Source organism: Aliiglaciecola sp. (assembly GCF_039982535.1).
Taxonomy (GTDB): domain Bacteria; phylum Pseudomonadota; class Gammaproteobacteria; order Enterobacterales; family Alteromonadaceae; genus Aliiglaciecola.
Map to the genome: position 1 here is coordinate 247,244 of NZ_JBDWYG010000039.1, position 24,923 is coordinate 272,166.

Genomic DNA, 24,923 nt, shown 5'->3' on the forward strand with positions numbered 1-24,923 from the left:
CAGTAATGAGTGATCAGTATGGTTGACGATGATTAATAAATCAATTTCTCCCGACTGTGGTAACTGTGTATCAATGGAAACAAAATCGATGAAATGTCCGTTTTGACACTTTAGAGACGACCACTCATTAAATATCCGCAATATGGGATAAGCCGCCTTTAAAGCCTAAAGGTTGAACGACCGTAAAGGTGGTTATCAAAACAATAAGTCGTAACAGTTTTAGTCTCTATCTTGAGGTAGGGATGAACCACAATGAAATTTTTAACAAACATTGTATATATTATTTCTCGTGTTCTTAACTAAGTTCTTTGATTGATCGAGGTATAATGCAGGGTATCCCACTTTGCGTGGTTTTATATTTTATCTAAATATCAATCACTTAAAATGTTAATGGGCGGCATGATGTAATTGCATTAGATTGCATAGCATCTTGTAACGCTCCATAGCATTGCATAAAAACCCACAAACCCAAAGGTTTGTGGGTTTTTTCGTTTTTAGGGGCTGCATGTTATGCGCATAATGTGATTACGAGATGGTTGAAGTGTTAATTATGAATATTTCTTTAGGTAAAGAATTCGAAAGAAGAATTACAGAAAAAGTCTCTGAAGGTTTATATACCTCAGCGAGTGAAGTGATCCGTGATGGTTTGAGGTTGTTATTTGAAAAGGATAATATTCAAAATCAACAGCTTGAAATATTACGCGCAGAAGTCGCTAAAGGTTTTGAACAGCTAGCTGCGGGCGAATCGTTAAATCATAATGTCATGGATATATTTGAACAAGCCTCTCTTTCAGTAAATAAACAGTCAGAAAGTTAGGGTGATAATGCCAACCTATAGGCTTTCTCCTTTAGCAGAAGAAGATTTATATAAAACGGTTTCAACGTATCTGACCCCGCAGATCCTTCAACGTAACTTTGTCTCTGGCTTTTGTTGTGGAATAATTGGGCGATAAATGAAGGATTTTATAATGACTGATCAAACTTACTCTTCTATCGAGTTTCGAAATGAATCCTATTGGTTAGTCGAAGCGGTGCCGTTTTCCCCTTATCAGTATGGAATTGGTTCCTATGATATTTCTACCGATAATGTGTTGGGGTTTAGTGGCCATTTTGTTGTTCGCGAGGGAAAGTTATTCGTTAATTACCTTACCACTACCCATAATGCCCATCATATTAGCTCACGCAATTACTCACAATCGGACACTAATGCTGAGCAAGATCCAAATGTTGCCCCCACTACCGATATTGATAGTGAGGTGGAAACAACCGAGGATTTAATCCCAGCAGTGGCTAGTAAGGGTAAACCTGTGCCACCACCAAAATTAAACGGTAAAGAACCGGAAAAGAGTTTTGATAATCAATGGACGTATGATGACTTAAACATGCTCCTCAACTATACAGGTGAGTTAGTCTTAGAGGCGGTTGAAAGTAATGATATGGCTGAGCAAGACCCTTGGTCGGTTAGTCTTGAGACAACTTATGACCTAGGGCAAGTTAAAAAGGGTTGGACCTTGTACTGCCAAAATGGACGGGTGACTAAAGTGACACCAATTGGCAAGTTAAGTGATTCAGCCAATGGACTGGTTTATTAAAAAGTATAAGTTGCCGCCAACCAAAGTCTTGAGTTGTCTCTAAACTGGCCAAATTGGCTGTTTTCATCCCCAAATAAGTAATCAATACCCGAACGCAGTTTTAGTCTGTCGGAATATTCAAAGGCTAGCTCTGGACGCAACACTCCGTCTTTGTCGTTAAGGGTGCCAAGTATTTCTCCTTTAAATAGTAAGCGTCCACTTATAAAAGTACGCTGCGCTCGCAAGGTTAAAATGATATCGGTCGCTGGACGCACTAAACTGTGTCCTTCACTACTAATATAGTCGAGGGCAAGTTGGCCATTCACAAACCACTGATTTGGTGCGTTCCAATCCAGTCCCACCCCTGCTAATAGGCGTTTCGTGCGTGCCGATTGTAGGGGAACTTCGCTGATAATATTGATGGATTGATCGGGGATGTAGGCAATTTCACCACGCAGCACGGTTTCTCCCAAACTAAGGTCATAAGTCGCGCCGTAAAGGGTTCGTCGCAAATATTTTAGCTCTACAACCCCTGGCTCGTTAATTGATTGCTGCTGAGTTAAAGATAAAAGGGGATCGGTATCCGGTCCTCGAAAACTTAATAACGACAGTTCGCCAGAGCCAAGAGAGCGAGAAACCCGCAGTCCAATCGTAGACTGTTCAAGGCTAGCGTTGCGGGTTTCACCCATAACCGTTATCGGTGTAGTGGCTATATTCATACCCCCAGTGAAACGAGTCGAGCGGGTAAAAAATACAGTGTTTACTTCCGCTTGTTGGGAAACGGTGCCATCAAAAGCAAATGATCCATCGAGTTTAAATTGTCCTACTTTATTGCGCCAGCGAGCCCCCCACCGCGCTATGCGATCGGGTCTAACATCGGTAAGCACAAAGTCGCGGCGCCGCACTGGGTCAAAGCGGTCGGTTATTTGAATACCATCTAACACACCCCAAGGAGTCACTTGTTTTCCTAAAGTGAATGAATGGGCTCGTTCTCGCCATTGCACATAGGCACGGTCTATTTCGAAACGACTTTGTTGATTATCAATTATAGGTTTGTTAACGGATGAATAGGTATTAACTGTACCTAAACCAACCTCGTCGTCAGCCACTTCAGCCCGCAGGTCAAGCTGTAAACTCCAGTTTCGATTGATACGGTAATCTGTGTCTGTAGTGATACTCAATCGTGAGAGTTGTCGTTGCGCGTCATGCAAATTAAAACCTAAGCGATAATCCACTTGAATAACGGTCGCAGCGTTTTGTGCAAGAGTAAAATTTATCTGACACACAAAGACGCTCAGGGAAATAAACACAGCCTTACTAAGGCTAGTGCTTATTTTCAATAAGATGCTATTCATGGTGATACTCAACTTTTGTCTTCTAGAAGCATAAGTGGTGCGCCATAGGCCAGCTCATCGGCAGTCAGCAAATAGGATGGCATCTGGCTAACTGCACGCATATCACTAATTACAATCTCTGTTTGATGCTGGAGCTGGGAATTGTCAATGGTGAAATGTGTTGCCGTCCAGGTACCGTCAATACTATCTAGGCCCTCAACACTTACCTCTTTTAGTGGTGTATTGTCGGTATCTGTGTAGCGTATATGGACTGGAAACCAGGTATCTGAGTCAATTTTGGCGGTAAAACTACCGTAGCCAATCTCTGCTCGTATTTGTTCATTTTGAGGCACCCCTTTGAGTAAATAATAAGTTTTGCCATTTTCGACAATCGACTCACCTAAGCTAAAATGCCAATCTTCCAAAGCAAACTTAAAGTTGTCCTTAATGTCGCCATAGCTAAGATCGGTTCCCATGAAGTAGTCACCACGGCTTGAAGAGGGGAGCTTTCTGACTCGATCTGTGGCGGGTAAATAAAGCCAATTTTGGTCCTGACTATTGCTGTTATCGTGACTTAAAAAGCTAGTGTCACGTAACCCTGCAGGTTCGGTAAAATAGATACCAATTTTGGTTCTTTCAGGTATCTGTGAATGAACGACCAAAGCAGACCTTTTTCGCTCAGAACCGCTATTATTACGCATGGTAAAATGCATAAATCCTACCTTACTTTTATTTGACGAACGATTAGCCACTTTTTCGGCAAGCTCTAAGCCACTCATTTGCGGATTGGCTTTTACTCCTTGGCTGAACATTAGTAGTAAGGTTACAAGGCTTATGGTGACGACTTTTTGTATGATGTTCATTAGTATGCTCCTTTAAGCTTGGGTGATAAGGCGTGCTTTCTAAACAATGAATAAAGTGCAGGGATAACAAAAATCGCCCCTGCTAGACTGCCTAATGCGGCCATGGCGACAAGCGCACCAAACCATTGAAGCGGCGGTGCTGAGCTTAGACATACCACGGCTAAGGCAACAGCAAGGGCAAAGGCGGAAAATAAACAAGCTCTGGCAACAACTAAATAATTACCTAAGAATGCCTCTTCAATTGAAGCATTTTGCTGTCTGGCTCGCGTTACGCTCCAAATTAAATGAATGGCAAAATCCACACCTAATCCGGTTGAAATTGCCGCTGTCATAGATGTGGCTGGGGCGATATCAATGTTAAGAGCGCCCATTGCTGCGTAGGTAAACAACACCCCAGTGATAACGGGAACCAGACTAAGCAGTGCTTTGAAAAAGCTACGAAACATTAGTAAAGCCGAGGTAAATACAAACAAAATAGCTAATCCTAATCCAGTAAAATGCGACTCTGCTAAAAGTGACATCCAGCCTACATTTACCGCCACCCTGCCACTAACGCTTGCCTCTAATCCGGTTTCTAATGACCACCGTTTGGTAATCTCTTGGAAGTCTTGCACGGTATTTTTCACACTGCTAAAACGGTCAGTAGTCAGTTGTGCACGAATCAGAGCATGTTGATAGGTTAAGTCTATCTCTTCACTAAAATCGCCAGGATTGCCAGAGGCTTCATATAAAAACATGTATTGAGCAGGTGCATTTTCCCTGCTGGGAAAACTGCCAATTGGTTCATCTGTGAGGACGCTATGCATCAGGGTCATGTAATCAGCAATTGAGGTCGTTTTTGCCACAAAAGCTTGCTCGTTTAACTGACCCTGTAAACGGCCAATGGCCTCCATCGCATCAGGTGTCATCAAGTCGTTTGCAGCGCTGCCTGAAACCATGACATCTAAAAAATTTAGACCCGATAAACGCTCGTTTAAGGTGATATCTGCAATACGTACCTGTTCATTTGTTTGAAAGTAATTCTGACGTTGGTAATCAAAATTAGCCTGTAGCGCAAAATACCCCATAACCATAGTCAAAATCGCTAATACACTGGCTGTGGTTGCTGGCTTTTGGGTTGCTTGTTGAGTGACACTTTTCAAACAGCTATCAACAAACGTAAATTGGTTTTGTATTTGCTGCGGTTTTGCTTCTAGTTTGGTTAACGCCATGATTGCAGGTAAAGCGCTGACACTTAGTAACCAGGCTACAATCGCCCCAAGGGCAGCTAACCAGCCAAATTCAGCAATGGGTTGCATGGTTGAACCCAAGGCTAAACCGGAGAAACCTGCTACTGTTGTGATAGTGGTGAGGGTAATTGGCAGATATGTGTGATTTAGGGCCTCAAGCAAATTTTGCTGGCGATTTTTGTGCAAGTCGGTACGGCACTTATGTAGGAACAGAGTTGAAATATGCAAGCTATCAGCAATGGCGATGGCCATGATAATGACCGGCAAAGCGGTTGTAATTAAATAGTATTGCGCACCTATCCATCCCATGAATCCAATCGTTGTTGCAGCAGAGCCAGCAATCACAAAAAACGGGCCCATAAGACCGCGGAGATTGCGCAGCGCTAACCACACAATCAGCAGTGCAACTATTACCGCAACGGGAATAAACAAGCGGGTATCCATGGTAACCATTTGTGCCAAGCGTCCGTTCATAGACGCTACGCCTGTTACATGCACAGTGAGTGATGAACTTGATTCACTATCGGCAATGGCTAACACTTGGCGATATGTGTCAGTGGCATGATTTGCATCATTTACCGGTATGATTAGGGTTAACATATCGCCAGTTTGGGAGGCAAGTAGCCCCTTCATCATGCTCATCGTATTTAGACGGGAAAACGCTTGTTTTGCTATATCTAACGTGACTGGCCCTTTGGGGACTATTGCTTCTACTAGCAGGTCACCTTGGTCACTGCGAATGGCGCTTTCATTTAAGATACTAATGAAATTATGCTTCTTAACATTGGGCAAAGTTCGGACTAGATCCTCAATGCGGCGCAAAGTTTCGATATTTTCAGGGGTAAAGGCGGATGTGTTTTTAGGGGCGACTAAGCCTACCACTATGGGATCTTCTAGGCCGAAAATTTTGGCAGCACGATCTCTGGCGTAAGCCGCAGGATGATCTTGTGGCACAAATGCATCCACCGAGGATTCTTTATGTACTTTCGTAATCCCAATACCCATTGCCAGAACAAATACAAGTGAGATTAAGATAACCCGTTTCGGCTTCGCGATGACCCAAGTGAAGTAACGAGTAGTAAACGAATCTGTAGTATTTTTAATAGTCATAACCTTAGCCTCTTAATCAATCTGATTGATGAGTGTGCCTATCCCAGCGTGGTATTTTTTGTAGTTATTTAAGTAAGCGTTTATTAACTTCAAAAACGACACGGCTTTACTAATTTTTTGAATTTTTGAGTAAAGGGCGCTTAATTAGTCGTATATAAATTAATTCTTTCGGTGGTCTAACATGTAATCAGTGACCTGTTGAATCACAAATGCGTCTTTGAGGATATTGCGGTGGCCTAAGGTTCGCGTTTTGATGTATTGCGCGCCATGCCAAGCATCAGCTAGTTGGTCACCTACTTCAATGGGAATGAGTCGATCATCTTCGTCGTGAATAAGTAAACCGGACACGGGTACAGATTGAATTAAACGAGTTATGTCGGTCTTTTTTGCTTCCAATGCATATTGTTTTTTCAGTCTTTTTAACAGCTTATCCATTATTGCTTCGGGCAATCCGGTTATGGTGTTAAACACCTGCAAATGGCTATCTAAGGACTTCATAGGAGAAATTAAGCAAAGCTTAGTTGGCAACAAATGTTTATGTTTGCACAGTAACAAGACACTAGCCGTACCGCCAAATGAGTGCGCCACTATGCCAAATGGTTTCCCATATATTGAAATTACAAACTGCAATGTGGCAGAAAAATCGCCTAAATGAGTTGCCTGATTGCTTGAAAGTCCATGGGCAGGCATGTCGAAAGCAACGACTTTGTAACCCTGTTTGAGCAATGGTGAGATAAATGCCTTCATCAAGTTTGAGTTACTTTCCCAGCCATGCACAAGATAAACGACTTTGTCGCCATGACCCCAACTGTGGGCCACAATGTGTCCATTGCGATAGGCAATTTTGCGCGACTGCAATTGAGGCGGCAGATCGATTAGATTATAAGGGCGGCGTTTTCGTGTATTGGTGAAATGGTAGAGGGCTACTTTCAGCCCTATTGGTGGTAAGGCTGTGCAGCAAAATTTTAGTGCTAAGCGCTGCATTTTTTGAAATGCGTTTAATGAAAAGGTCTTATCTTTAGCACCGTTGTCATACTCTCGAACATGTGTCATCGCGCTTTTCCTTTTTCTCAATGTCTCCGAATTGCCTTTGGGTTTCAAAACAAGCTGTTTGAGGCTTGTTTAGTGACCTATTTAGGCGTCCTATATGGGTAAGCGCGAATTAAGTACAAAAACGACAAATTATTTTTAATCGGATGAATTGATTGTTTGTTTTTGCACATAGCAGCCAGAAAAAAACAAACAAGAAAGGTCAAAATTAACGTCGTTTTGAAGGAGGTAGGACAGATATATTTGCTAAATATAAAACAAAGGGAGTATATTAAATGATCTATTTGTTTGTGTTTAGTGCAAATTTTAGATGGAAAGTGTACGTAAAATGAGCTTCGTCACTTTTGTAGGGATAGATTTTTCACATGGGTGAACTGATATGCGAGTGGCACTTCGCAAAGACAACATAACTGAACTTTTATACCGGTGGCAAGAAGGCGACGAAGGCGCCTTATCGGAGGTCAGTAGTATTGTGTACGCAGAATTAGAAAGGCGTGCAAGAGTTTATATGCGTCAAGAACGCCCTGGCCACACTCTTGAAACATCCGCCCTTGTTAACGAAGTATTCTTGAGCTTATTTGATGCGGATGTCAGCTTTGCCGACCGCCAACATTTTTATAGTTTGGCTAGTAGAACCATGCGTCGCATTTTAGTTGATCATGCGCGCAGCATTGGTCGCGTAAAACGTGGTGCCAACGGCATGAAAGTTACCCTCAATACTGAGCTTTTGAGCGGCAAACAGGATATCTCACAGTTTCTATCCCTAAACACAGCCTTTGAAGGGCTGATAAAGCTAGATAATCGAAAAGCCAAAATTCTTGAATTAGAAACATTTGCCGGTTTAAGCATTAAGCAGATTGCTGACTTATATGCACTTTCGGTGCGAACTGTAGAGCGCGAACTGAAGTTTTCAAAAGCATGGATTTATAGAGAGATGGCATAAACCTCTATAACCTTATTGGTATTGTTTTTATCATTTGTTCATTTGCCCAATTCAACGACTTGGTGTTGGCTAACCGGTCCGCTTATGTTCGCCATAATGAGTGAGAACATATTTAAGTAGAGACAATTTATGAACAATAACGACTTGCCTATTATTGAAGAATACTTCCACAAAGCACTAGAGTTACCTGCTCATACTAGACGTGAATTCATAACCCAAACCTTTGAAGACCAAGTTGATATTCAACAGGCCATTATAAGTCTTTTAGAGCATGCTGATGAAACTAAAGGGCTTGATAAAATCGTTGAGATTGCAACACATGATGTATTAGATACTGATCAAGACTTAAGCGGCTCTATGGCAGGTGTATACAAGCTTACCAAAAGGTTAAAAACCGGTGGTATGGGAGCAGTTTATATAGGTGAGCGAGCGGATAATCTGTATGAGAAAAAAGTCGCCGTTAAACTTATCAAGTCATTAACGACCAGTGAGTACTTGTTAACTCGTTTTATGGAAGAACGCCAAATACTCGCTAATCTGGAACACAATAATATAACCCACCTACTTGATGGCGGCACGACATCAGCGGGTATCCCGTTTCTGGTGATGGAATATGTGGAAGGTTTACCTATTGACCAATATTGCGAACGGCAGCAATTGAGTGTGAAACAGCGACTCAAACTTTTTGGCAAGGTGTGCAGAGCCATCCAATATGCCCATCAAAACTTGGTGGTGCATTGTGATATCAAACCTGAAAACATCTTAGTTAATCGGGATGGCGAACCCAAAGTGATGGATTTTGGTATCTCCCACCTTCTCACGCAAAGGGAGATGATTTCTTCGGGACCTCGTTTGTTAACTATCCAATATGCAAGCCCTGAACAAATATTAGGGGAAAGCATCAGTGTTTCTTCAGATATCTATTCCTTAGGCGCAGTGTTATACAAAATGCTAACGGGAAGTCTTCGGTATCAGCAACAAGACCTTAGCAAGGCAGAGATAATTGCCTCTATTCAATCTCAGGAGCTCACCAGTCCAAGTGTGTGTGCTAAAAACAGTGATAATGCTTTTTACCAGAGCTCAGCCAAAGCAATCAGTACTGACTTAGACCAGATAGTTAAAAAATCCCTACAAGGAAAAAGTCAGGATAGATATAGTTCTGCAGCTGATTTTGCTGAAGATATAGAACGTTATTTAAACCAATATCCAGTTCAAGCCCACACCATCAGTTGGGCGCACAGAGCCTCGCTATTTTTAAAACGTAATGCGGTAGCGTCAGCAATGGGGCTCGGGCTCACAATTTCTCTAATAAGTGCAAGTGCGGCGATTTGGTATCAGTCTGAGCAAGTGAAGCAACAACGCGACATTGCACAACAACAACGGGACAGCGCGCAAACTGAACAACAAAAAGCCCAAGCGGTAACGGATTTTATAACCGAAATGTTTAAAGGCATTGATCCGGATAAGGCACAAGGAAATGAAGTGACTGTGCTTGAAATGGTGGAATTGGCACAACTCAAACTGACTAATCCTGAGCAATCTAAACTTGCCGATCAGCCATTGGTGCTTGCTCAATTGCGCTACGTAATTGGAGAAATGTATTGGCAAATAGGTAAGATACAAGCAGCAATAGAACAATTGGAAATGGCAGATGCAATTTATACTCAATATCCTGAGCAAGATATTGCTCTGCATATTTCAACGCTGAACGCTTTGAACTCGGCCTATAGTCGTGCAGATTTACCCCAAAAGCGAGCCGCGATACTCGAATCCATTGTGACTCAATCTCGACTACTTTATGGCGAACACCACCGTCACACAATCGGTTATATTCTTAATTTAGGTGGTTATTACAGTGATACCGGCGAAGTCAAAAAAGCAATAGATATGCACTTACAAGTGCTTGCAGATGCAAAGCAATATTTGGGGGAAAAGCACATTATAGTGATGCTGGCCTTAGCAAGTTTGGGCAACAACTATTTGCGCTATGGTGATAACGAAGCTTCAATTGACTATTTTAAGCAAGCCTTGTCTTTAGCAAAAGAGAGCTTAGGCAGCAAACATACTCTTGTCATATATGTCTTGGAAAGACTCAGTTATCATTACAATGAGAAAGCGCAGTTTGATTTGAGTAAACCCTATACCGAAGAGTTGCTTGCCCTTACTACAGAACTTTTAGGACCAGACCACCAAGATACCCATAGAGCACAATTTTTGTACGCAAAAATTCTCAGTTTTGAGGGAGACTTTCAACAAACACTTAATATTTTGAATAATTCGTTACAGGCTTTGCCTGGGATTGTCGGCGCTAATCACGTGGATATTATTAATACTAAATCCTTCAAAGCCGAAACCTTATCTAAATTATCAATGCATCAAAAAGCTATTTTAATGGCCCAAGAGGCTATTGATGGTATGGCGGATAAATACGGCGAACTTAGTCCAAATACCTTGTTTGAATACCATCACCTAGCCTTGCGTTATATTGCCGCCGATGAAAAAGATAAGGCCAATGAAGTGTATCGCGCTGTATTGGAAAAATGGCAACGTTTAGATGCCAAAACACCCTTTGATGTAAATGCAAAAAGCACCTCGTTGTACTTTTTGCACGAGCAGTTGTCAGACTTCGAGCTCTCTAATAATCGACCTTTAGATGCAATTAAATCATTAAAACAAGCGATAGATGTGACCCAAGGCTATCCTGACCAAAGCTACCCCGAATTGAGACAAAATATTCGTTTACTAATAAACTTAATGCAGTCACATACACCGAACCATAACGTACAAGATTACATTGAATATTTACAATTATTAGAGTCGGCACCAACTAAAGCTTAAAAAGATATTCCAAGTGTAAGTGGTGCTGCTTGCTGGCTTTTCCAGAAGTAAATTGCATTACATTCAATCTCCATTGCAATTCTTTCACATTTCACCTTGTAAACTACCAAATCCATCAGACTGTATTTGTTAAACCACTTTAAAAACAGTAGTTTAGTGTTCTGGTAAGTATCTTGCTCCTATCTCTTTGAATAAGTTTAATTTGCATATATGGCGGAATCCACAATGTATGCAAAAAACTTGAGTTAATTGGGCGTAATTATTAAAACGCCGTAAATTAAATGGAGATCATTAATGAAAAACACCAAGCTTTTAGCAGGAGAAAAATTTCCAAACATTCAAATCACCGATACTAACGGCAATCTGGCAAATCTTTGCGAGGCAGGTCGCGATGATAAAGCCTCTGACAGATGGTCGCTTGTCACAGTTTACCGAGGCTATCATTGTCCAATCTGTCTGAAGTATTTAAATAAGCTAGCTCAGTACACTGAAAAGCTTAATAACTTGAAAATCGACGTTGTGGCGATTTCGGCAGATACGCCTGAACAGCTGAATAAAATGGTCGATAAAGGCTTAGAGGTTAATTTCCCTGTGCTAACCGGTTTAACCTTAACGCAAATGAACGCACTGGGATTATACATCTCAGACCCGATGAGTGATTCTGAAACCGACCATGCTTTCCCTGAGCCAGGATTGTTCTTAGTCAATCCTGCGGGAGATACGGTAATGATTGAAATTGCCAATGCACCTTTCATTCGTCCTGATTTAGAACAGCTAGTTAATGGGATTGAATTTGCGTTCGATAAAGACTACCCAGTACGTGGTACTCATCAAAACTAACCTAAAATTAAATTGTTAGTTTAGGTCGGCAATCGGTGTTTTTACTAAAGCCAATTTGCAGCAGTTATCTACCATTGCCGACCGTCCATATATTTACTTTTTCGTTTCACTAATATTGCTTTATTCCCCCTTCAACAATAATCTTGCTAACCACTACTGGGTTTAAAAATTCAAAGCATTGATTAAGGCAACTCCGGAACTAGCGCTACCCACAATAAAAAAGAGCCGATACAATATCGACTCTTTAAACTTTCAAAACCTATTAAACTGCTCTTTATATTATATATCTCAACCTAATCATTGATTGATCATCACTGATTTAATATTAACGAATTCGGTTATGCCAAACCCACCATGTTCTCTGCCATAACCACTGGATTTCACGCCACCAAAAGGTAAATTGGGCTGTGCTAATCCATAACCGTTGATATTAACCATACCGGTATCAAATTCTTCAACGGCTAGTTTTACCGCTTTGTCTTCATCTGCTGAGAAGATACCGCCGCCTAAGCCATATCTGGAGTCATTGGCAACTTCCATTGCTTCTTTATTATCTTTGACTTTGATTAGCGCTGCGACTGGACCAAACAATTCATCGTCATAAGCAGGCATACCTGATGTTACGTTCTCAAGAACTGACGGTGGGTAAAAATACCCTGTCGTATCTGGGATTTCGCAACCAATCAAAACTTTCGCACCTTTATCAATGGACGTTTTAACTTGCTCATGTAATTCGTCTCGTAAATCTTCTCGTGCCATAGGGCCTAAGTCTGTTTCTTTATCGTTAGGATCACCCATTTTCATATTTTTAAGTTGGTCAACGAAGGCTTGTTTGAATTCGTCGTATTTCGCTTCAGTAACGACGAAACGTTTGGCGGCCACACAGGTTTCCCCATTGTTAATCATTCGCCCCTGAACACAGGCTTGTACCGCGGTTTCAATATCGGCATCATCAAGTATCACATATGCATCGTTACTGCCTAATTCCAAGACGGTTTTCTTTGAATGTTTGCCTGCTGTTTCAGCTACTTTTTTACCTACACCGTCACTGCCTGTAAACGTAACACCACGCACTTTGCTGTGTTCAATAAGCTGGGTTGCCATCGACCCTTTAATGATTAGTGATTGATAAACGTTTTTTGGAAAGCCTGCTTTTTCGTACATCTTCTGAATTTCTACAGCCATGCCAAATACGTTGGAAGCATGTTTCATCACTGTGGTGTTGCCGGCCATAATGTTGGTGATGCTATATCTAATTACTTGATATAGAGGAAAGTTCCATGGCTGAATACCCAAGATAACCCCTATAGGTTGGTAGCTGATTATCGCCTTGCCACCTTCAATTTCGCGCTCTTCGTCTTCTAGAGCTTTTATCGCTTCAGTGGCAGTGTATTCACAAATGCCTGCACAAAGTTCAATTTCTTGTTCACCTTGGGCTCGTACTTTGCCCATTTCTGCGGTCATTAATCTGAGCAATTCACTTTTATTTTCGCGAATTGTGTTGGCCAAGCTTAATACCAGTTCCGCGCGTTTTTCGCCAAGATAAAAATGCCTCATGACTTTTATCTACGGCTGCATTGGCTTCTTCTAAGCTCAAAAGTTGAAACTCGTCTAGTACTTGCTCAGTAAAGGGATTAATTGTTTTTACTGTGTTCGACATGATACTTCCTCTTTTTAATTCAACGAAGCTATAGGTGCAAAACCTTTACCAACTTGTAACCTAATGAATTTAAAGTGAAATTCTATTTTTTGAGTTTAATTATGTGAACTTGATTCAATAGCTTTGCAAAATATTCACAGTCAACATGCAAGGTGATTGGTCTAGACGAAGTAAATAAAAAAGCCCGTAAAATAGATATTTACGGGCTTTTCGACAGAGCAAGTTTAGATTGAAATTTCAGGTGGACTAAAAAATTCTAAATCCAAGCAAACTCTATATATTGCAGTGCAAAGAAAGAGCTAGTGGAATCTGACTTGTAATAATTCCACCGAGTCTGAAAAAGTAAGGGTTTGTAACTCACCTTTACCTTCAACATTAATAGTGTTGACTTGTTGTGGCCATAAATCGCGTAGGGCATCATATCGTATACTTAGATTCTCTAACTTAGCAGGCTGAGTGGTTTCCTGATAAACCCAGAAAAACTTTCCTTCTATTTCATGGCCAACCACTTTTAAAGGCAAGGCTTTTTGCTGACTATCAAACAAGTAAAAGCGTTTGCTTACATAGTCGCTAAACTCATTTTGCGTCTTTTCTGAATCGAGTATATCCGCGTCCTTACCGAATATTTCTTTTACTGCATGTTCGGCATCATGAACCCTAAAGCGGTGCATGATTTCAATGTTCTCAGTGCGCGGATTAAACAACACTGTGCTTATGGAGGTTTTTTGTTGATGTGCGCTTAAGGAAAACGCTGTTAATAACAGCGCCCCTAAAGCTAGTTTGATGAAATTATTCATGATCAATTATTGTCGTCTTCTTCAATATTGTCTTCATCATAGGTTTTTAGTTCGGTTTTTATATCTTGCATAATGTCCCGACTAACCTTGCTGCTACTCTTTTTGGATTTATAAGCTTCAATCCGAGAAGGAATAATTTTAGGTGGATAATGGTTGTTGCTTACATCCACGTCAGCCGTTTCCCAATGGGGGTCAACCGTCACACTAACTAGCTCTTTGTCTTTGTCAGTGATAATCAGTTTGCTAACCGCTTTAGGGGTACGACGCCAGATTTCTGCTGGAATATACTGGTTTTCAACACTGCCATCGGCAAAGGTTAGCTCCAGAATAATTGGCATGACTAGACCACCTTTATTGGAAAAGTCCAATACGTAGTAGTTTTTGTCTTCTTTCACAGCGCGCTCTAAGGCTGTTTTTTCCCATGGTTTGAGTTTGCTTAAGAACTTCTGATAAGCATTGCGTTCTTTGTTGGTTACCGTGAAACGATCATTCTCGTCATAAAAATCAGTAATATCTGGGAAACGCTCAATCCAAAGTTTGCGTCCTTCCGCTTTGTTACGGATGTCTGTTAACGACTTAGGTTTATCCAACTCTTCTTGGCGCTGACGAGCAAAATCGATATCTGGATCATGGGTGTCTAAACGTAGTTTATAGATTTTATCTAAGGAGATATCAACATGGTCAGTACTGTAGAACCAACCACGCCAGAACCAATCTAGATCAACCCCAGAGGCTTCTTCCATAGTGCGGAAAAAGTCTGATGGTGTAGGGCGCTTATACTTCCAACGTTGCGCATACTCTTTAAATGCAAAGTCGAATAATTCACGGCCTAGGATAGTTTCGCGCAGAATATTGAGGGCTGCGGCAGGCTTTGTATAAGCATTAGGACCTAATCGTAATACGCTGTCTGATTGAGTCATAATGGGTACTTGGTTTGATGACTTCATGTAATCCACAACATCTCTTGGTTCAACACCCCAAGGAATACTAGGATCCCATTCACGACCGGCTACACCGTCTAAAAAGCTATTTAAACCTTCGTCCATCCAAGTCCACTGACGTTCGTCTGAATTGACTACCATTGGGAAATAAATGTGACCAATTTCATGGATAACTACGCCGATTAAAAAGCGCTTTTCAGCTTGTGAGTAAGTGCGGCTGCCATCTTTTTGCAATTCAGTACGAGGACCGTTAAAGGTGATCATCGGATATTCCATTCCGCCCACAGGACCATTCACTGATTGTGCAACAGGATAGGGATAATCAAAGGAAAAACGAGAATATACTTCTAAGGTTTGGATGATTGATTCAGTGGAATACTTTTCCCATAACTTGCCGCCTTCTTTAGGGTAAAACGACATGGCCATGACTAAAGGTTGATCATCTCCACCTTGTTGGTGGCCGCGAGCATCCCACATAAATTTACGTGATGAAGCCCAAGCAAAGTCACGTACATTGTTGGCTTTGAATTCCCACGTTTTAGTTTTGTCAGTGCCTTCTTTTTCGTTTTCTAGTGCTTCTTCAGCTGTCACTACGAAGACGATGCGTTCTGCATCTTCAGCTTGTTCTAAACGTTTGCGTTGGGTGGAAGTTAGTACTTTTTTCGGGTTTTGTAATTCACCGGTAGCGCTGACTATATGATCTGCAGGTACGGTCAATTCAACCTCATAGTTACCAAACTCTAAAGTAAATTCACCACGGCCAATGAACTCTCGGTTAGTCCATGCTTCATAATCTGTATAGGCATGTAAGCGAGGAAACCATTGGGCTAATAAGAAAATATCGTTGCCACCTTCACGTTCATCATCAGGGAAGTGTTCATAACCGGAACGCGCTGTTACAGCATCTTCTTCAACAATGTTAAATGCATAGTCGATATTGAATACGGTCTTTTTGCCAGGCTTGAGGTGGCGAGGCAAGTCGATACGCATATTGGTACCCACTATGGTGAATTTAAGCTTATTACCGCTGCTGTCAGTTACTGACTGAATGTCGAAACCTAATTCATGATCATCGGTAAATTGCTGGCGACGTAGTGCACCTATACTAAGTTGTGCGGGTTTATCAGATGATGCAGATGCCGTTGCTGGACCGCGGTTACCAATACCACCAAAGGTTGTGGTCATGGCCGACATTGAGTCGTTGCGAAATTTGTTCTGCTCTAATTGCATCCACAAATACTTTAACGTATCCGGTGAATTGTTGTGGTAAGTGATTTTTTCACTGGCTTCAATTCGACGCTTTTCTTCATCTAATTTAGCCTTGATTTGATAATCAACTTGCTGCTGCCAATATTCATGACCGGGTTCACCTGCGGCGTTGCGATACACATTGGGAGTAGGAAGCGATTCATCTAGCTGACGAAATTTATCTTCAAAATCGCCTTTTGTTTGATTAATTGCTGCATTTGCAAAGCCAATGGCAAAACATGATAGCAGGGCTACCATAGAGAATGGTTTAAACATTGTGTTACCTGATTGTTGTATAAAAAATTTGCAATGTGAGCAGAGTCTTAATCGAAACCTTCATCGACATGCAGTTATTATTATTATTTTAGAAACATTTCTTCGGTTTCTTCTCATAACGAATTATGAGTAACCCATATGGGGAACAACATGGGCAGTACTTATGTTACAAGATAAGCCGAAACATTTCTAAAATAAGTTGTTTACAACGCAGATTTGAAACCCAAAAATGAGATCAGATCATTCTTAGTTTAAGCTTACAATAATGAATTCCAAATTGGAATGTTATAACATAATGGTTGTATGGCTAATTACTTCAGAAGTGTATCTATATGATTACACAAGTTGCGACTTGGGTTCTATTAAACGCGATGAATGGCGAGTAAATAGAGGGGAATAGCGAAGCTGAGTTAAGAGCTCTGGTTTAATTCTTTGCAATCAAAACTGCCGATATATTGTCTTTGCCACCTTGCTCATTGGCTTGTTTTATCAATTTATTCACTGAAGCGTTAAGGTCCTTCGTATTTTTAATGATGGCTTGCATGTCTTGTAAGCTAAGCTCGTTATAAAGACCATCTGAACATAACAACAATAGGTCATCAGTGCCTAACGTGATTGTTAGGTTATCAATAATAGGTTGAGGCAATCTGCCACCTAAACATGAGGTTACTAGGTGCCGCTGAGGGTGTTTGGCCGCTGCATGCTCATCAATCAAATTGCTGTCTTTTAGGTTTTGTACCAAAGAATGATCTTTGCTAAGTAGCCGTAGTCCTGCATCACACAATACATATGCACGACAATCACCGCTCCAGTAAATATGCAACTTTTGCTGCTGCTGGATTGCCATAATTATGGTGCAACCCATACCCGCATATAAAGCATGTTGTCGACTGGCTGTTTGTATTTGCTTGTGAACGTTGTAGATCCCTTGAGTAACTGTTTGATATGGCGTCTTAAGTTCAGTCGGTAAATACTTACAAACTATATCGGACGCTACTTCTCCTGCATTGTGCCCACCCATTCCATCTGCGACTATCCAAATTCCAATTTTATCATCCATAAAAATCGCGTCTTGATTCGTTGCTCTACGCATACCTTTATGGGAATTTCCCGCAGCCATATACATGCTAGTTTTTGACATCTTGTAGGCGTTGAAACAAGGTTTTGTACTCAGAAGAGTCGAGACCAAATGTAGTTTGTAAAATGTTCAATGCAGATTCTTCGTATTCAATTGCAGCTTCTGGCTGAGCATTTTTATACAGGGCAACGGCATACAAAGCGTTAGCCTTTGCTATCAAACCTGAGGGTTCTGGTGCTTTAGATGCTAATATTTGTAAAGCTTGCTCAAAGTTGTCTATGGCGGACTGGTTTTGGTTCTCATGTAATGCGAGATCCCCAAGGCTAACTAACACTTTAGCCACATATTTGTGACCTTCGGGAAAACTAACTGCAAAACGACGATATGACTCATCTAAATAGATGCGCGCTTGTAAGTAGTCTTTACTGAGTACATGTAAATTGCCTAAAGCTTCTAAAACACTTGCGTAAAACGGGTGTTCTTTGCCCACAGCTTGCTCCACCATGTTCAACATTTCTTCACGCATTTCGATACTGCGATCATAGTGCTTTTGTTTCGCGTAAATGTTGCTAAGCACTCCTGTACTGGCAATGATTTCGATATGTCCATAATCATGAATATTGCGCCTAATAGTAAGTCCTTCTTGGGCATATTTTTCGGCTAGTTCTAGCTCACCAAGTTGCAAATACGTGTCTGCAAGTTGGTTGAGGCCATGGGCAAGATCTAAGCTTGGCGCTTTATCTAACGATTTTTCAATTTCAATACCACGGAGCAGCACTATTTTAGACTGGGCGTAGTCACCTACCCTGCGAAGTGAATGACCCAATCCAAAATAACGACTTGATAAATGTTTTATCAATATCTCTTCGGCATACACTCCTCCCGCCGCTACCACTTGCTCAGATCGTGTTAAGGCATTCTGATAATGCTCGATTGCCAAGGTGTCTCGTCCACTATATGAGTAGGCGGAACCCAATCCGTATTCAAGCCAGATGTAAAAGTTATCTATTTGCTCTGCACTTAAGCTGGAAGTATCGGTATTTTCCAGATCTTGGATAAGTGACGCAGTTAAGCTGAGTGCCTGATCATATTGACCGGTATTTACGAGTAGGTTGGCCTTCTCATTTCCCAATAAAAATTTTAGGGCAATATAGCTCGCATTTTCTGAATCTTGTTTGGAGGCGAATAGATATTGTTCGGCTTTTTCCATCATAGAAGAGGATAAATCGTATTCCCCGAGTTGGTTATAAACGCTGGATAAAGTGCCGCTGAGTTGTGCCATGATCAATGGATCACTGTTAAGCTTGTCTAAATCGACGGCTGCTTGGTCGACTAATGATTTAACGCTAATGGATTCGCCTGCATGGGTATTGGGATCTGCGGCATCGAACATATCAGTCATGAATTTAGCTGTTTCTTGCGCGATAAAAGCTTGTTTTAACGCCGCATCACGTTCATTTTGAATCGTAATAGATTGCTGCATTATGACGATACTAGTGCTTATTAAACTCACCAAAAACAGGGATACTAGCATCGTACTTAAGGTATTACGTTGCACAAACTTTGTGACTCTATAAACAAGGCTGTCTGGCTTGGCAGATATGGGATAGTTGCGTTGATGTCTTACAATGTCTTCTAAAAAGTGCTCAGTACTTGAATAGCGTCGTTCAGGATCTTTTTGCAAGGCTTTCATTACAATCGTATCTAAATCGCCTTTTAGGAGTTTGGCGCGTTGCCGAATATGTTCAACAGAGGATTCTAAACACTTGAGGCTAGGACGTACCGGCAATATGTCGACTATCATGGACTCTAAGCTGGACTGGGTAGTGGAAGATGTATCGAATACGGGCTCATCGGTTAGCAAATGCATTAACAAGGCTCCTAATCCGTATACATCAGAGCGAGTGGTTATATTGCTACCAAGCACTTGTTCTGGCGAGGCATTCGCGGGAGTTAACACTCGGGTGAACTCTTGGGTTAAGTCTCCCGAAAGAGGTGAGTTTAAGCTACTTTCTTGCACTAACTTAGCGATACCAAAGTCCAGTAATTTGACTTCCCCTTGTGCATTTACCAGCACGTTGTTGGGTTTAATATCACGATGCACAATAAGGTTTTGATGGGCGTAAATCACCGCTTCTAACACTTGCTTAAATAAGTCTAGGCGTTGAGCTATATCTAAATTATGTTGTTGGCAGTATTGGGTAATGGTGCTTCCATTTACATACTCTAGAATAATATAAGGCTGCCCTTGGTGGGTCTCTCCGCCACCAATAAAACTGGCGATGTTTTTATGATTTAACGACGCGAGAATTTGCCGTTCTCGTCTGAAGCGTTGTAGGCTTTGAGCGGTAATATGTTTACGGTGAATAACTTTAATAGCAACTAACTGTTCAAAGTCTTCATCGATACGCTCGGCTAAAAACACGCTGCCCATGCCACCATCACCAATGGGTTCAACAACTTTAAAGTGCTCGACAATATCACCCGTGTGTAACACCTGATCGTCAATTAACAATTCCGACGCGGAAGCGGCAATGATGTCAGTTAAATTGGGATCACTTTTAGTTTCGTTTTCAGCGCCGAGCATTTGCATTACGTTTTCATAAACCTCACTATCCCCTTGACTGTGAAGGTCTACGAACGCTTGCTGTTCAGGTGTTGGTAGTGATTGTGCTTCGCTGAACAGCCGCTTAATAAGAGGCCATTTTTGTTGATCCATATTTAGTCTCGCTCTGGGCTCATATTAATCCGCTCTGGGCTCATACTAGTCCCGCTCTTGGCTCGTTCATTTGGACTTTAAACCAGGCTTTCGCGGCTTGTATGTCTCGCTCGACAGTGGGCACTGAAAGTTCTAGCAAATCCGCTATTTCAGCGTGAGTTAACATGGAAAAAAGTTTGAGTTCAAAAATTTGTGAAGCACGCTGGTCAAAGCTAGCAAGCTGACTAAGTAATTTATCAATATACATCAGCTCTACTTGGTCTTGATTTGAGAATAGTGCTTCATCCCCTTGTTGGTCTGCCAGCGTCACTTTAATTTGTTTGCCACCTCGTTTAGTCGCATGTTTTTCACGGGCGTGGTCAACTAAAATTCTACGCATTTGTTGCGCTGCAATGGCAATGAAGTGTTGTTTGTCAGTAATATTCATGCTCTTGTCGGCGAGCTTTACGTATGCTTCATTCACCAAAGCTGTAGCTTGTAGCGTGTGACCTTGTTGTTCCGCGCCCATAAAGCGTGAGGCAATACGGTGTAACTCAGCCAGCATCAGAGATTGCATGTCCGGGGGTAAAGATTCGATTTTATTAGCAAAAGACGGCATAACATTGTTCTCCCTGAAGGGTACAGCCGAGGTGCGAGCCTTAATGTTATTTTATTTTTGCACAAAAAATGAGCGCAGAAAAGCAAACAAAAATCTTCAGCTAAATCACTTCTTAACAGCACCGCAGGCACTATGTTTCGGTTATTCCTAGCCGCCAGAATTACGTATCTGTTTAATCAGTTGATTGAATGCATCAGTATCGTCTAACTGCTGAGGGATCATCTGATAATTAACCTCACCAAGAGCGCCATCTACGTTAATATCTAAGATACGGTCACCGGTTAATATAGCTTTTAGGGGGCCCTGCAATGGTAAATCATCACCCACAAATACACCTGGAGATTGTTGTTTAAATGGGTGGATCACCACCATGCCTGGCTGTATTTTTAACACAAATAAGTGAGTCCAGCCTTCGATGGCATAGATTCGGCCGCGGTCTATGCGGACTACCTTATCAAGGCTAGAAATTGTCCATAATCCATCGATAGGGGAAACTTCTTTGGGCTTTACATCGGTGATAGAGGGCAAAAACGCACCTATCTCTGGTATTTGATTAACTTGTGCTTGAGATGGCGCGATCCATAGAATACTTATGGCGATGAGTGCGCTTATTTTTAAATTGCTAAACATGATTAACTCCCTTGTTTTGATGGCACGGTACTTAAAAGTTTAATTAAACAGCTAGCAGCGAAAAGTGCTGCTAGCAATAGGTCAATTGTGATTCAACTCAGAGAGTTCTCTATTCGATATTGGCATTTCCGGATTGACCAGTACCTTCTTTAGTGCCGCCATTTTCACCTGGCTCGCCAATAACAAAAGTGTTGTCACTCAGTATCACTGTATAATTATCTGTTGGCACTGCGTCGAATACGCCGAAACTCCAGCCTCCATAACCAGCGGCAGTGTCATCTTCTGAACTAATTTTCGCAGCAGCACCCTCTCCACCCATTCCCGTGGTAACTTGGTTATTGCTGATGGTTGCCGGTGTATTACCACCTATGAAGATGCCAAATGATGGACCACCAGCACCTGAACCACCGACTCCCCCTTGACCACCGTTACCGCCATCACCACCGTCTCCGCCTTCGCCACCACTGAGGTTGCCTGGGTCGCCTTCGCCACCACTGCCACCTTCACCACCATCAGAGCCCAGCCCGCCCTGGCCGCCGTTTCCACCATTGCCAGAAATAAGGATGTTGTCGACGACTTCATTTAAGGTTCCTCCGACTATGTGAATGGCGATGGACGCGCCGCCTGAGTATCCGCCAAAACCACCTTCACCCCCACCGCCGCCTTCGCCGCCACCGCCGCCAGCGCCACCGTTTTGGCCAAACGAACCGCCAGCGCCGCCGCCACCACCGCCGCCGCCGGCACCTGAGTAGCCTGTACTGCCCGCATCACCCTTACTGACGCTATATGCTCCAGTGCTATGTAAAGCGCCCCAACCCAAGGCTCCGTCGCCAGAGGTACCTCTAACACCTTCTTCTCCGTCTGAACCAGAGGAACCTTTTCCATCATTGTAAGTCGAAAATCCTTTAGTACCTCCGCTACCACCGGATATAAATGGAGACGTCGTTCGACCTTTACCTGACACGCCGTCTTCTCCTGTTTCAAACGAATTATTACCTGCATTACCGCCAGCACCGCCATCCCACCCCGTTGTACCAGAACCTCCTTCACCTCCTACTGTATTAAAGCCAACTCGACCATCTTCGCCATCGTTACCATCGGAGCCTTTAGTAGAAGGCTGGGTTGTCCTGTCGGCACTGGATTTTCCATCACCAGCGCTTATTTGATTGTTCTTTACATAAGTCGTATCCATGTTGTCGAAATAAGCTCCGACTGTGTAACCAGGTGTACTTTGTAAATCGGTGGATCCGAAGCCGTCAACGGTAATTATGGAGTTTTCGAGAGTGAAAGTACTTGCGCCATTTGAGACATATACTCCTAGTGTGTTGAGATTTGAATCGGCTTTTTCAGTGACCTGCAAATTAATCCCTGCCACTTTGGAGGGCAGGTCGACATCTTGAAAAACTAGTCCAACGCGTTCCATTATTATTGGTGTAGGATTACTTTGAGGTTGGTAATTCCAGTCGTCGTCATAGCCTCCATAGATACTGTTTCCTCCAGTTAAATTTTGACGTTGAGCATAATCAAGACCTTCCCATAGGGCATAAACAACTTGTTGATCGGGAGTTTGTAGATAGAAATCAGCAGTATCTGGTGATTGTAGTATTGCATTCGTAAAATCAACAAAGGGAGCATCTATGCCGCCGGTAGAGGTACCGCTGAAATCTGCGTCTACAAAGACCGCAGTATCAGTATCTTCAACTACGATAACAGAAATAGTATCTGTGGCACTTTGCCCGCCTGCGGTCGCGGTCACTCTGAATTGAATCGTGTTCACATCATCAGGCGCATTAAAGGTCGCACTTTCACTACTGAAGCCTTGGGTATTGGCTACGGGATCACCGTTAAGTTGCTGCCAAGAATAGCTAATGCTGTCAGCATCTGGGTCGCTAGCAGTGGCAGTAATGATGACTACATCACCGGCGCTGACTAACATACGAGAGTCAACCGACACTGTAGGTGGACTTCCTGTACTTTGCCCTGAGCCTCCGCTGCTACTTCCACCGCCTCCACCACCACAAGCCGATAGGGCGATTGCTACTACAGGGACGCTGGCGTATCGGCAGCAGTGATTTAAATAGGTCATCCGTTTCTTATTGGGCAAGTTCATTTTATTCACCTTTATCGAATATGTTGTTTTATTAGTGCCTTAAACTAAGAAGCGTAAAGCAGCTTAAAAAACCATCAAAAAAATTGGGAAAATAAAAAAATGGGTGACATTAATAAGGTATGGTGTTGATTTATATTAATAATTTTATTTTTAAAGGAAGAGGAATTGCTTTCTAAATTGGCTGTTGCTAGGATGCAAGCAGCAAACATGATGTGAGGACGACCTCACCGCTCTTTTTTATTAATGGGGACGACCCCAACATAATAAGAGTGTATTTATGTCTTGGTTAATTCTTATCATTGCAGGGTTTTTGGAAGCTGGCTGGTTAGTTGGTATTCAAAAATCTGAGTCATTTACGCATATCCCTTACGTTTTACTTGCCATATTATCTATGACACTAAGTTTAGTGTTGTTTGCCATTGCTATAAAAGACATCCCCATTACTCATGCATACCTTGTTTGGTTGGCTGTAGGCGCGTCTAGCATTGCAATTATTAATCATTACTTTTTCCAGCAAAGCCTTTCAATTGCACAATTGTTTTGCCTTATCATCATCGCTTTAGGGGTGATAGGGTTAAAAATAGCCAGTTAAGGGTTTGCGGAAATACAAACATCAACAAGGGGAGATTTATGTCTGGAGAAAAAGACTTAGCAACACTGATAGCTTCTATGGAGCCTGTTTTATCGCAACACGAGTATGTGTTTACCACCTTTACAAGCTACGATTACCCAAGCTTAGGGCGATTGAATCCCGTTGGTACCTTTTTAGAAAAAGAAGGCATGACTGCGATTATTCAAAAAGACACCGCTGATGAGGCTGAGATCCCCTATTCCGGTGTCTTCAACTGTATCACTTTGAATGTACATTCGAGTTTGGTTGCCGTTGGTTTAACTGCCGCCATTTCTCAAAAGCTGACCCAATCCAATATCAGCGCTAACGTAGTGGCAGGTTATTACCACGATCATATTTTTGTCAGTACCAAGGACGCCGCTCAAGCTGTTAAAGATTTAAAGGATTTGGCTGAAAATGGGCTAGATAACTAACTTGCTGATGCTGAATAGCAGTTGGTAGTTTGCATACATTACCG

At 42.1% G+C, this 24,923-nt stretch carries 18 protein-coding genes and 1 pseudogene; 7 read left to right on the plus strand and 12 right to left on the minus strand.

Translation table 11 applies throughout. The features are described 5' to 3' along the window. Positions 1–550: 550 nt before the first annotated feature. Together ABJV04_RS12805 and ABJV04_RS12810 are read left to right on the plus strand one after the other, a co-directional pair. Complete coding sequence (locus ABJV04_RS12805; protein ID WP_348491913.1) at positions 551–817, plus strand: type II toxin-antitoxin system ParD family antitoxin; 267 nt, start codon at positions 551–553, stop codon at positions 815–817. Between the two features lie 151 nt (positions 818–968). Further along, positions 969–1,592: a hypothetical protein gene (locus ABJV04_RS12810; protein ID WP_348491914.1), complete on the plus strand. Its 624-nt coding sequence runs from the start codon at positions 969–971 to the stop codon at positions 1,590–1,592. Here the strand turns inward: ABJV04_RS12810 and ABJV04_RS12815 are convergent. From ABJV04_RS12815 to ABJV04_RS12830, 4 genes are all read right to left on the minus strand, one after another. Continuing rightward, positions 1,589–2,926 carry a DUF1302 family protein gene (locus ABJV04_RS12815; protein ID WP_348491915.1) on the minus strand — a complete coding sequence of 446 codons (1,338 nt, stop codon included), beginning with the start codon at positions 2,924–2,926 and terminating at the stop codon, positions 1,589–1,591. The two genes, ABJV04_RS12810 and ABJV04_RS12815, sit on opposite strands and share 4 nt — an antisense overlap. Before the next feature lie 8 nt (positions 2,927–2,934). Continuing rightward, the gene (locus ABJV04_RS12820) at positions 2,935–3,768 is read right to left on the minus strand and encodes an outer membrane lipoprotein-sorting protein (protein WP_348491916.1); all 834 of its coding nucleotides are present in this window, start codon (positions 3,766–3,768) and stop codon (positions 2,935–2,937) included. Further along, positions 3,768–6,107: an MMPL family transporter gene (locus ABJV04_RS12825; protein WP_348491917.1), complete on the minus strand. Its 2,340-nt coding sequence runs from the start codon at positions 6,105–6,107 to the stop codon at positions 3,768–3,770. The genes ABJV04_RS12820 and ABJV04_RS12825 overlap by 1 nt, the downstream gene beginning before the upstream one ends. Positions 6,108–6,266: 159 nt before the next feature. Then, positions 6,267–7,160, minus strand: a complete 894-nt coding sequence (locus ABJV04_RS12830; protein WP_348491918.1) for an alpha/beta hydrolase — start codon at positions 7,158–7,160, stop codon at positions 6,267–6,269. A gap of 376 nt (positions 7,161–7,536) precedes the next feature. Here ABJV04_RS12830 and ABJV04_RS12835 point away from each other — a divergent pair, with 376 nt between their 5' ends. From ABJV04_RS12835 to ABJV04_RS12845, 3 genes are all read left to right on the plus strand, one after another. Further along, positions 7,537–8,100: an ECF-type sigma factor gene (locus tag ABJV04_RS12835; protein WP_348491919.1), complete on the plus strand. Its 564-nt coding sequence runs from the start codon at positions 7,537–7,539 to the stop codon at positions 8,098–8,100. Positions 8,101–8,229: 129 nt separating this feature from the next. After that, the gene (locus tag ABJV04_RS12840; protein WP_348491920.1) at positions 8,230–10,938 is read left to right on the plus strand and encodes a protein kinase; all 2,709 of its coding nucleotides are present in this window, start codon (positions 8,230–8,232) and stop codon (positions 10,936–10,938) included. Positions 10,939–11,232: 294 nt separating this feature from the next. After that, positions 11,233–11,778, plus strand: coding sequence for a redoxin domain-containing protein (locus ABJV04_RS12845; RefSeq protein ID WP_348491921.1), 546 nt, complete (start codon positions 11,233–11,235; stop codon positions 11,776–11,778). Positions 11,779–12,075: 297 nt separating this feature from the next. Here ABJV04_RS12845 and ABJV04_RS12850 read toward each other — a convergent pair. From ABJV04_RS12850 to ABJV04_RS12885, 8 genes and pseudogenes are all read right to left on the minus strand, one after another. Continuing rightward, positions 12,076–13,438 (minus strand): annotated as a pseudogene (locus ABJV04_RS12850) (aldehyde dehydrogenase family protein). 299 nt (positions 13,439–13,737) lie between these two features. Continuing rightward, complete coding sequence (locus ABJV04_RS12855; RefSeq protein WP_348491922.1) at positions 13,738–14,235, minus strand: DUF6702 family protein; 498 nt, start codon at positions 14,233–14,235, stop codon at positions 13,738–13,740. A gap of 2 nt (positions 14,236–14,237) precedes the next feature. After that, a complete protein-coding gene (locus tag ABJV04_RS12860; protein ID WP_348491923.1) occupies positions 14,238–16,700 on the minus strand; it encodes a M1 family metallopeptidase in 2,463 nt (820 codons plus the stop codon). Between the two features lie 424 nt (positions 16,701–17,124). Beyond that, positions 17,125–17,841, minus strand: coding sequence for a protein phosphatase 2C domain-containing protein (locus tag ABJV04_RS12865; protein WP_348491924.1), 717 nt, complete (start codon positions 17,839–17,841; stop codon positions 17,125–17,127). Continuing rightward, positions 17,828–20,497, minus strand: coding sequence for a serine/threonine-protein kinase (locus tag ABJV04_RS12870; RefSeq protein WP_348491925.1), 2,670 nt, complete (start codon positions 20,495–20,497; stop codon positions 17,828–17,830). The genes ABJV04_RS12865 and ABJV04_RS12870 overlap by 14 nt, the downstream gene beginning before the upstream one ends. Before the next feature lie 40 nt (positions 20,498–20,537). Continuing rightward, positions 20,538–21,095, minus strand: coding sequence for an ECF-type sigma factor (locus tag ABJV04_RS12875; RefSeq protein WP_348491926.1), 558 nt, complete (start codon positions 21,093–21,095; stop codon positions 20,538–20,540). A gap of 147 nt (positions 21,096–21,242) precedes the next feature. Continuing rightward, a complete protein-coding gene (locus tag ABJV04_RS12880) occupies positions 21,243–21,725 on the minus strand; it encodes a hypothetical protein (protein ID WP_348491927.1) in 483 nt (160 codons plus the stop codon). Between the two features lie 109 nt (positions 21,726–21,834). Beyond that, complete coding sequence (locus ABJV04_RS12885; RefSeq protein ID WP_348491928.1) at positions 21,835–23,835, minus strand: hypothetical protein; 2,001 nt, start codon at positions 23,833–23,835, stop codon at positions 21,835–21,837. A 277-nt stretch (positions 23,836–24,112) separates the two neighbouring features. Here ABJV04_RS12885 and ABJV04_RS12890 point away from each other — a divergent pair, with 277 nt between their 5' ends. Continuing rightward, positions 24,113–24,427 carry an SMR family transporter gene (locus tag ABJV04_RS12890; protein ID WP_348491929.1) on the plus strand — a complete coding sequence of 105 codons (315 nt, stop codon included), beginning with the start codon at positions 24,113–24,115 and terminating at the stop codon, positions 24,425–24,427. 38 nt (positions 24,428–24,465) lie between these two features. Continuing rightward, positions 24,466–24,879, plus strand: coding sequence for an ACT domain-containing protein (locus tag ABJV04_RS12895; protein ID WP_348491930.1), 414 nt, complete (start codon positions 24,466–24,468; stop codon positions 24,877–24,879). Positions 24,880–24,923: the final 44 nt, after the last annotated feature.

Bases quoted from the DNA above. Each gene is read 5' to 3' on its own strand.
- ABJV04_RS12805 (WP_348491913.1), top strand. From the start codon at position 551: ATGAATATTTCTTTAGGTAAAGAATTCGAAAGAAGAATTACAGAAAAA.
- ABJV04_RS12810 (WP_348491914.1), top strand. From the start codon at position 969: ATGACTGATCAAACTTACTCTTCTATCGAGTTTCGAAATGAATCCTAT.
- ABJV04_RS12815 (WP_348491915.1), bottom strand. From the start codon at position 2,926: ATGAATAGCATCTTATTGAAAATAAGCACTAGCCTTAGTAAGGCTGTG.
- ABJV04_RS12820 (WP_348491916.1), bottom strand. From the start codon at position 3,768: ATGAACATCATACAAAAAGTCGTCACCATAAGCCTTGTAACCTTACTA.
- ABJV04_RS12825 (WP_348491917.1), bottom strand. From the start codon at position 6,107: ATGACTATTAAAAATACTACAGATTCGTTTACTACTCGTTACTTCACT.
- ABJV04_RS12830 (WP_348491918.1), bottom strand. From the start codon at position 7,160: ATGACACATGTTCGAGAGTATGACAACGGTGCTAAAGATAAGACCTTT.
- ABJV04_RS12835 (WP_348491919.1), top strand. From the start codon at position 7,537: ATGCGAGTGGCACTTCGCAAAGACAACATAACTGAACTTTTATACCGG.
- ABJV04_RS12840 (WP_348491920.1), top strand. From the start codon at position 8,230: ATGAACAATAACGACTTGCCTATTATTGAAGAATACTTCCACAAAGCA.
- ABJV04_RS12845 (WP_348491921.1), top strand. From the start codon at position 11,233: ATGAAAAACACCAAGCTTTTAGCAGGAGAAAAATTTCCAAACATTCAA.
- ABJV04_RS12855 (WP_348491922.1), bottom strand. From the start codon at position 14,235: ATGAATAATTTCATCAAACTAGCTTTAGGGGCGCTGTTATTAACAGCG.
- ABJV04_RS12860 (WP_348491923.1), bottom strand. From the start codon at position 16,700: ATGTTTAAACCATTCTCTATGGTAGCCCTGCTATCATGTTTTGCCATT.
- ABJV04_RS12865 (WP_348491924.1), bottom strand. From the start codon at position 17,841: ATGTCAAAAACTAGCATGTATATGGCTGCGGGAAATTCCCATAAAGGT.
- ABJV04_RS12870 (WP_348491925.1), bottom strand. From the start codon at position 20,497: ATGGATCAACAAAAATGGCCTCTTATTAAGCGGCTGTTCAGCGAAGCA.
- ABJV04_RS12875 (WP_348491926.1), bottom strand. From the start codon at position 21,095: ATGCCGTCTTTTGCTAATAAAATCGAATCTTTACCCCCGGACATGCAA.
- ABJV04_RS12880 (WP_348491927.1), bottom strand. From the start codon at position 21,725: ATGTTTAGCAATTTAAAAATAAGCGCACTCATCGCCATAAGTATTCTA.
- ABJV04_RS12885 (WP_348491928.1), bottom strand. From the start codon at position 23,835: ATGAACTTGCCCAATAAGAAACGGATGACCTATTTAAATCACTGCTGC.
- ABJV04_RS12890 (WP_348491929.1), top strand. From the start codon at position 24,113: ATGTCTTGGTTAATTCTTATCATTGCAGGGTTTTTGGAAGCTGGCTGG.
- ABJV04_RS12895 (WP_348491930.1), top strand. From the start codon at position 24,466: ATGTCTGGAGAAAAAGACTTAGCAACACTGATAGCTTCTATGGAGCCT.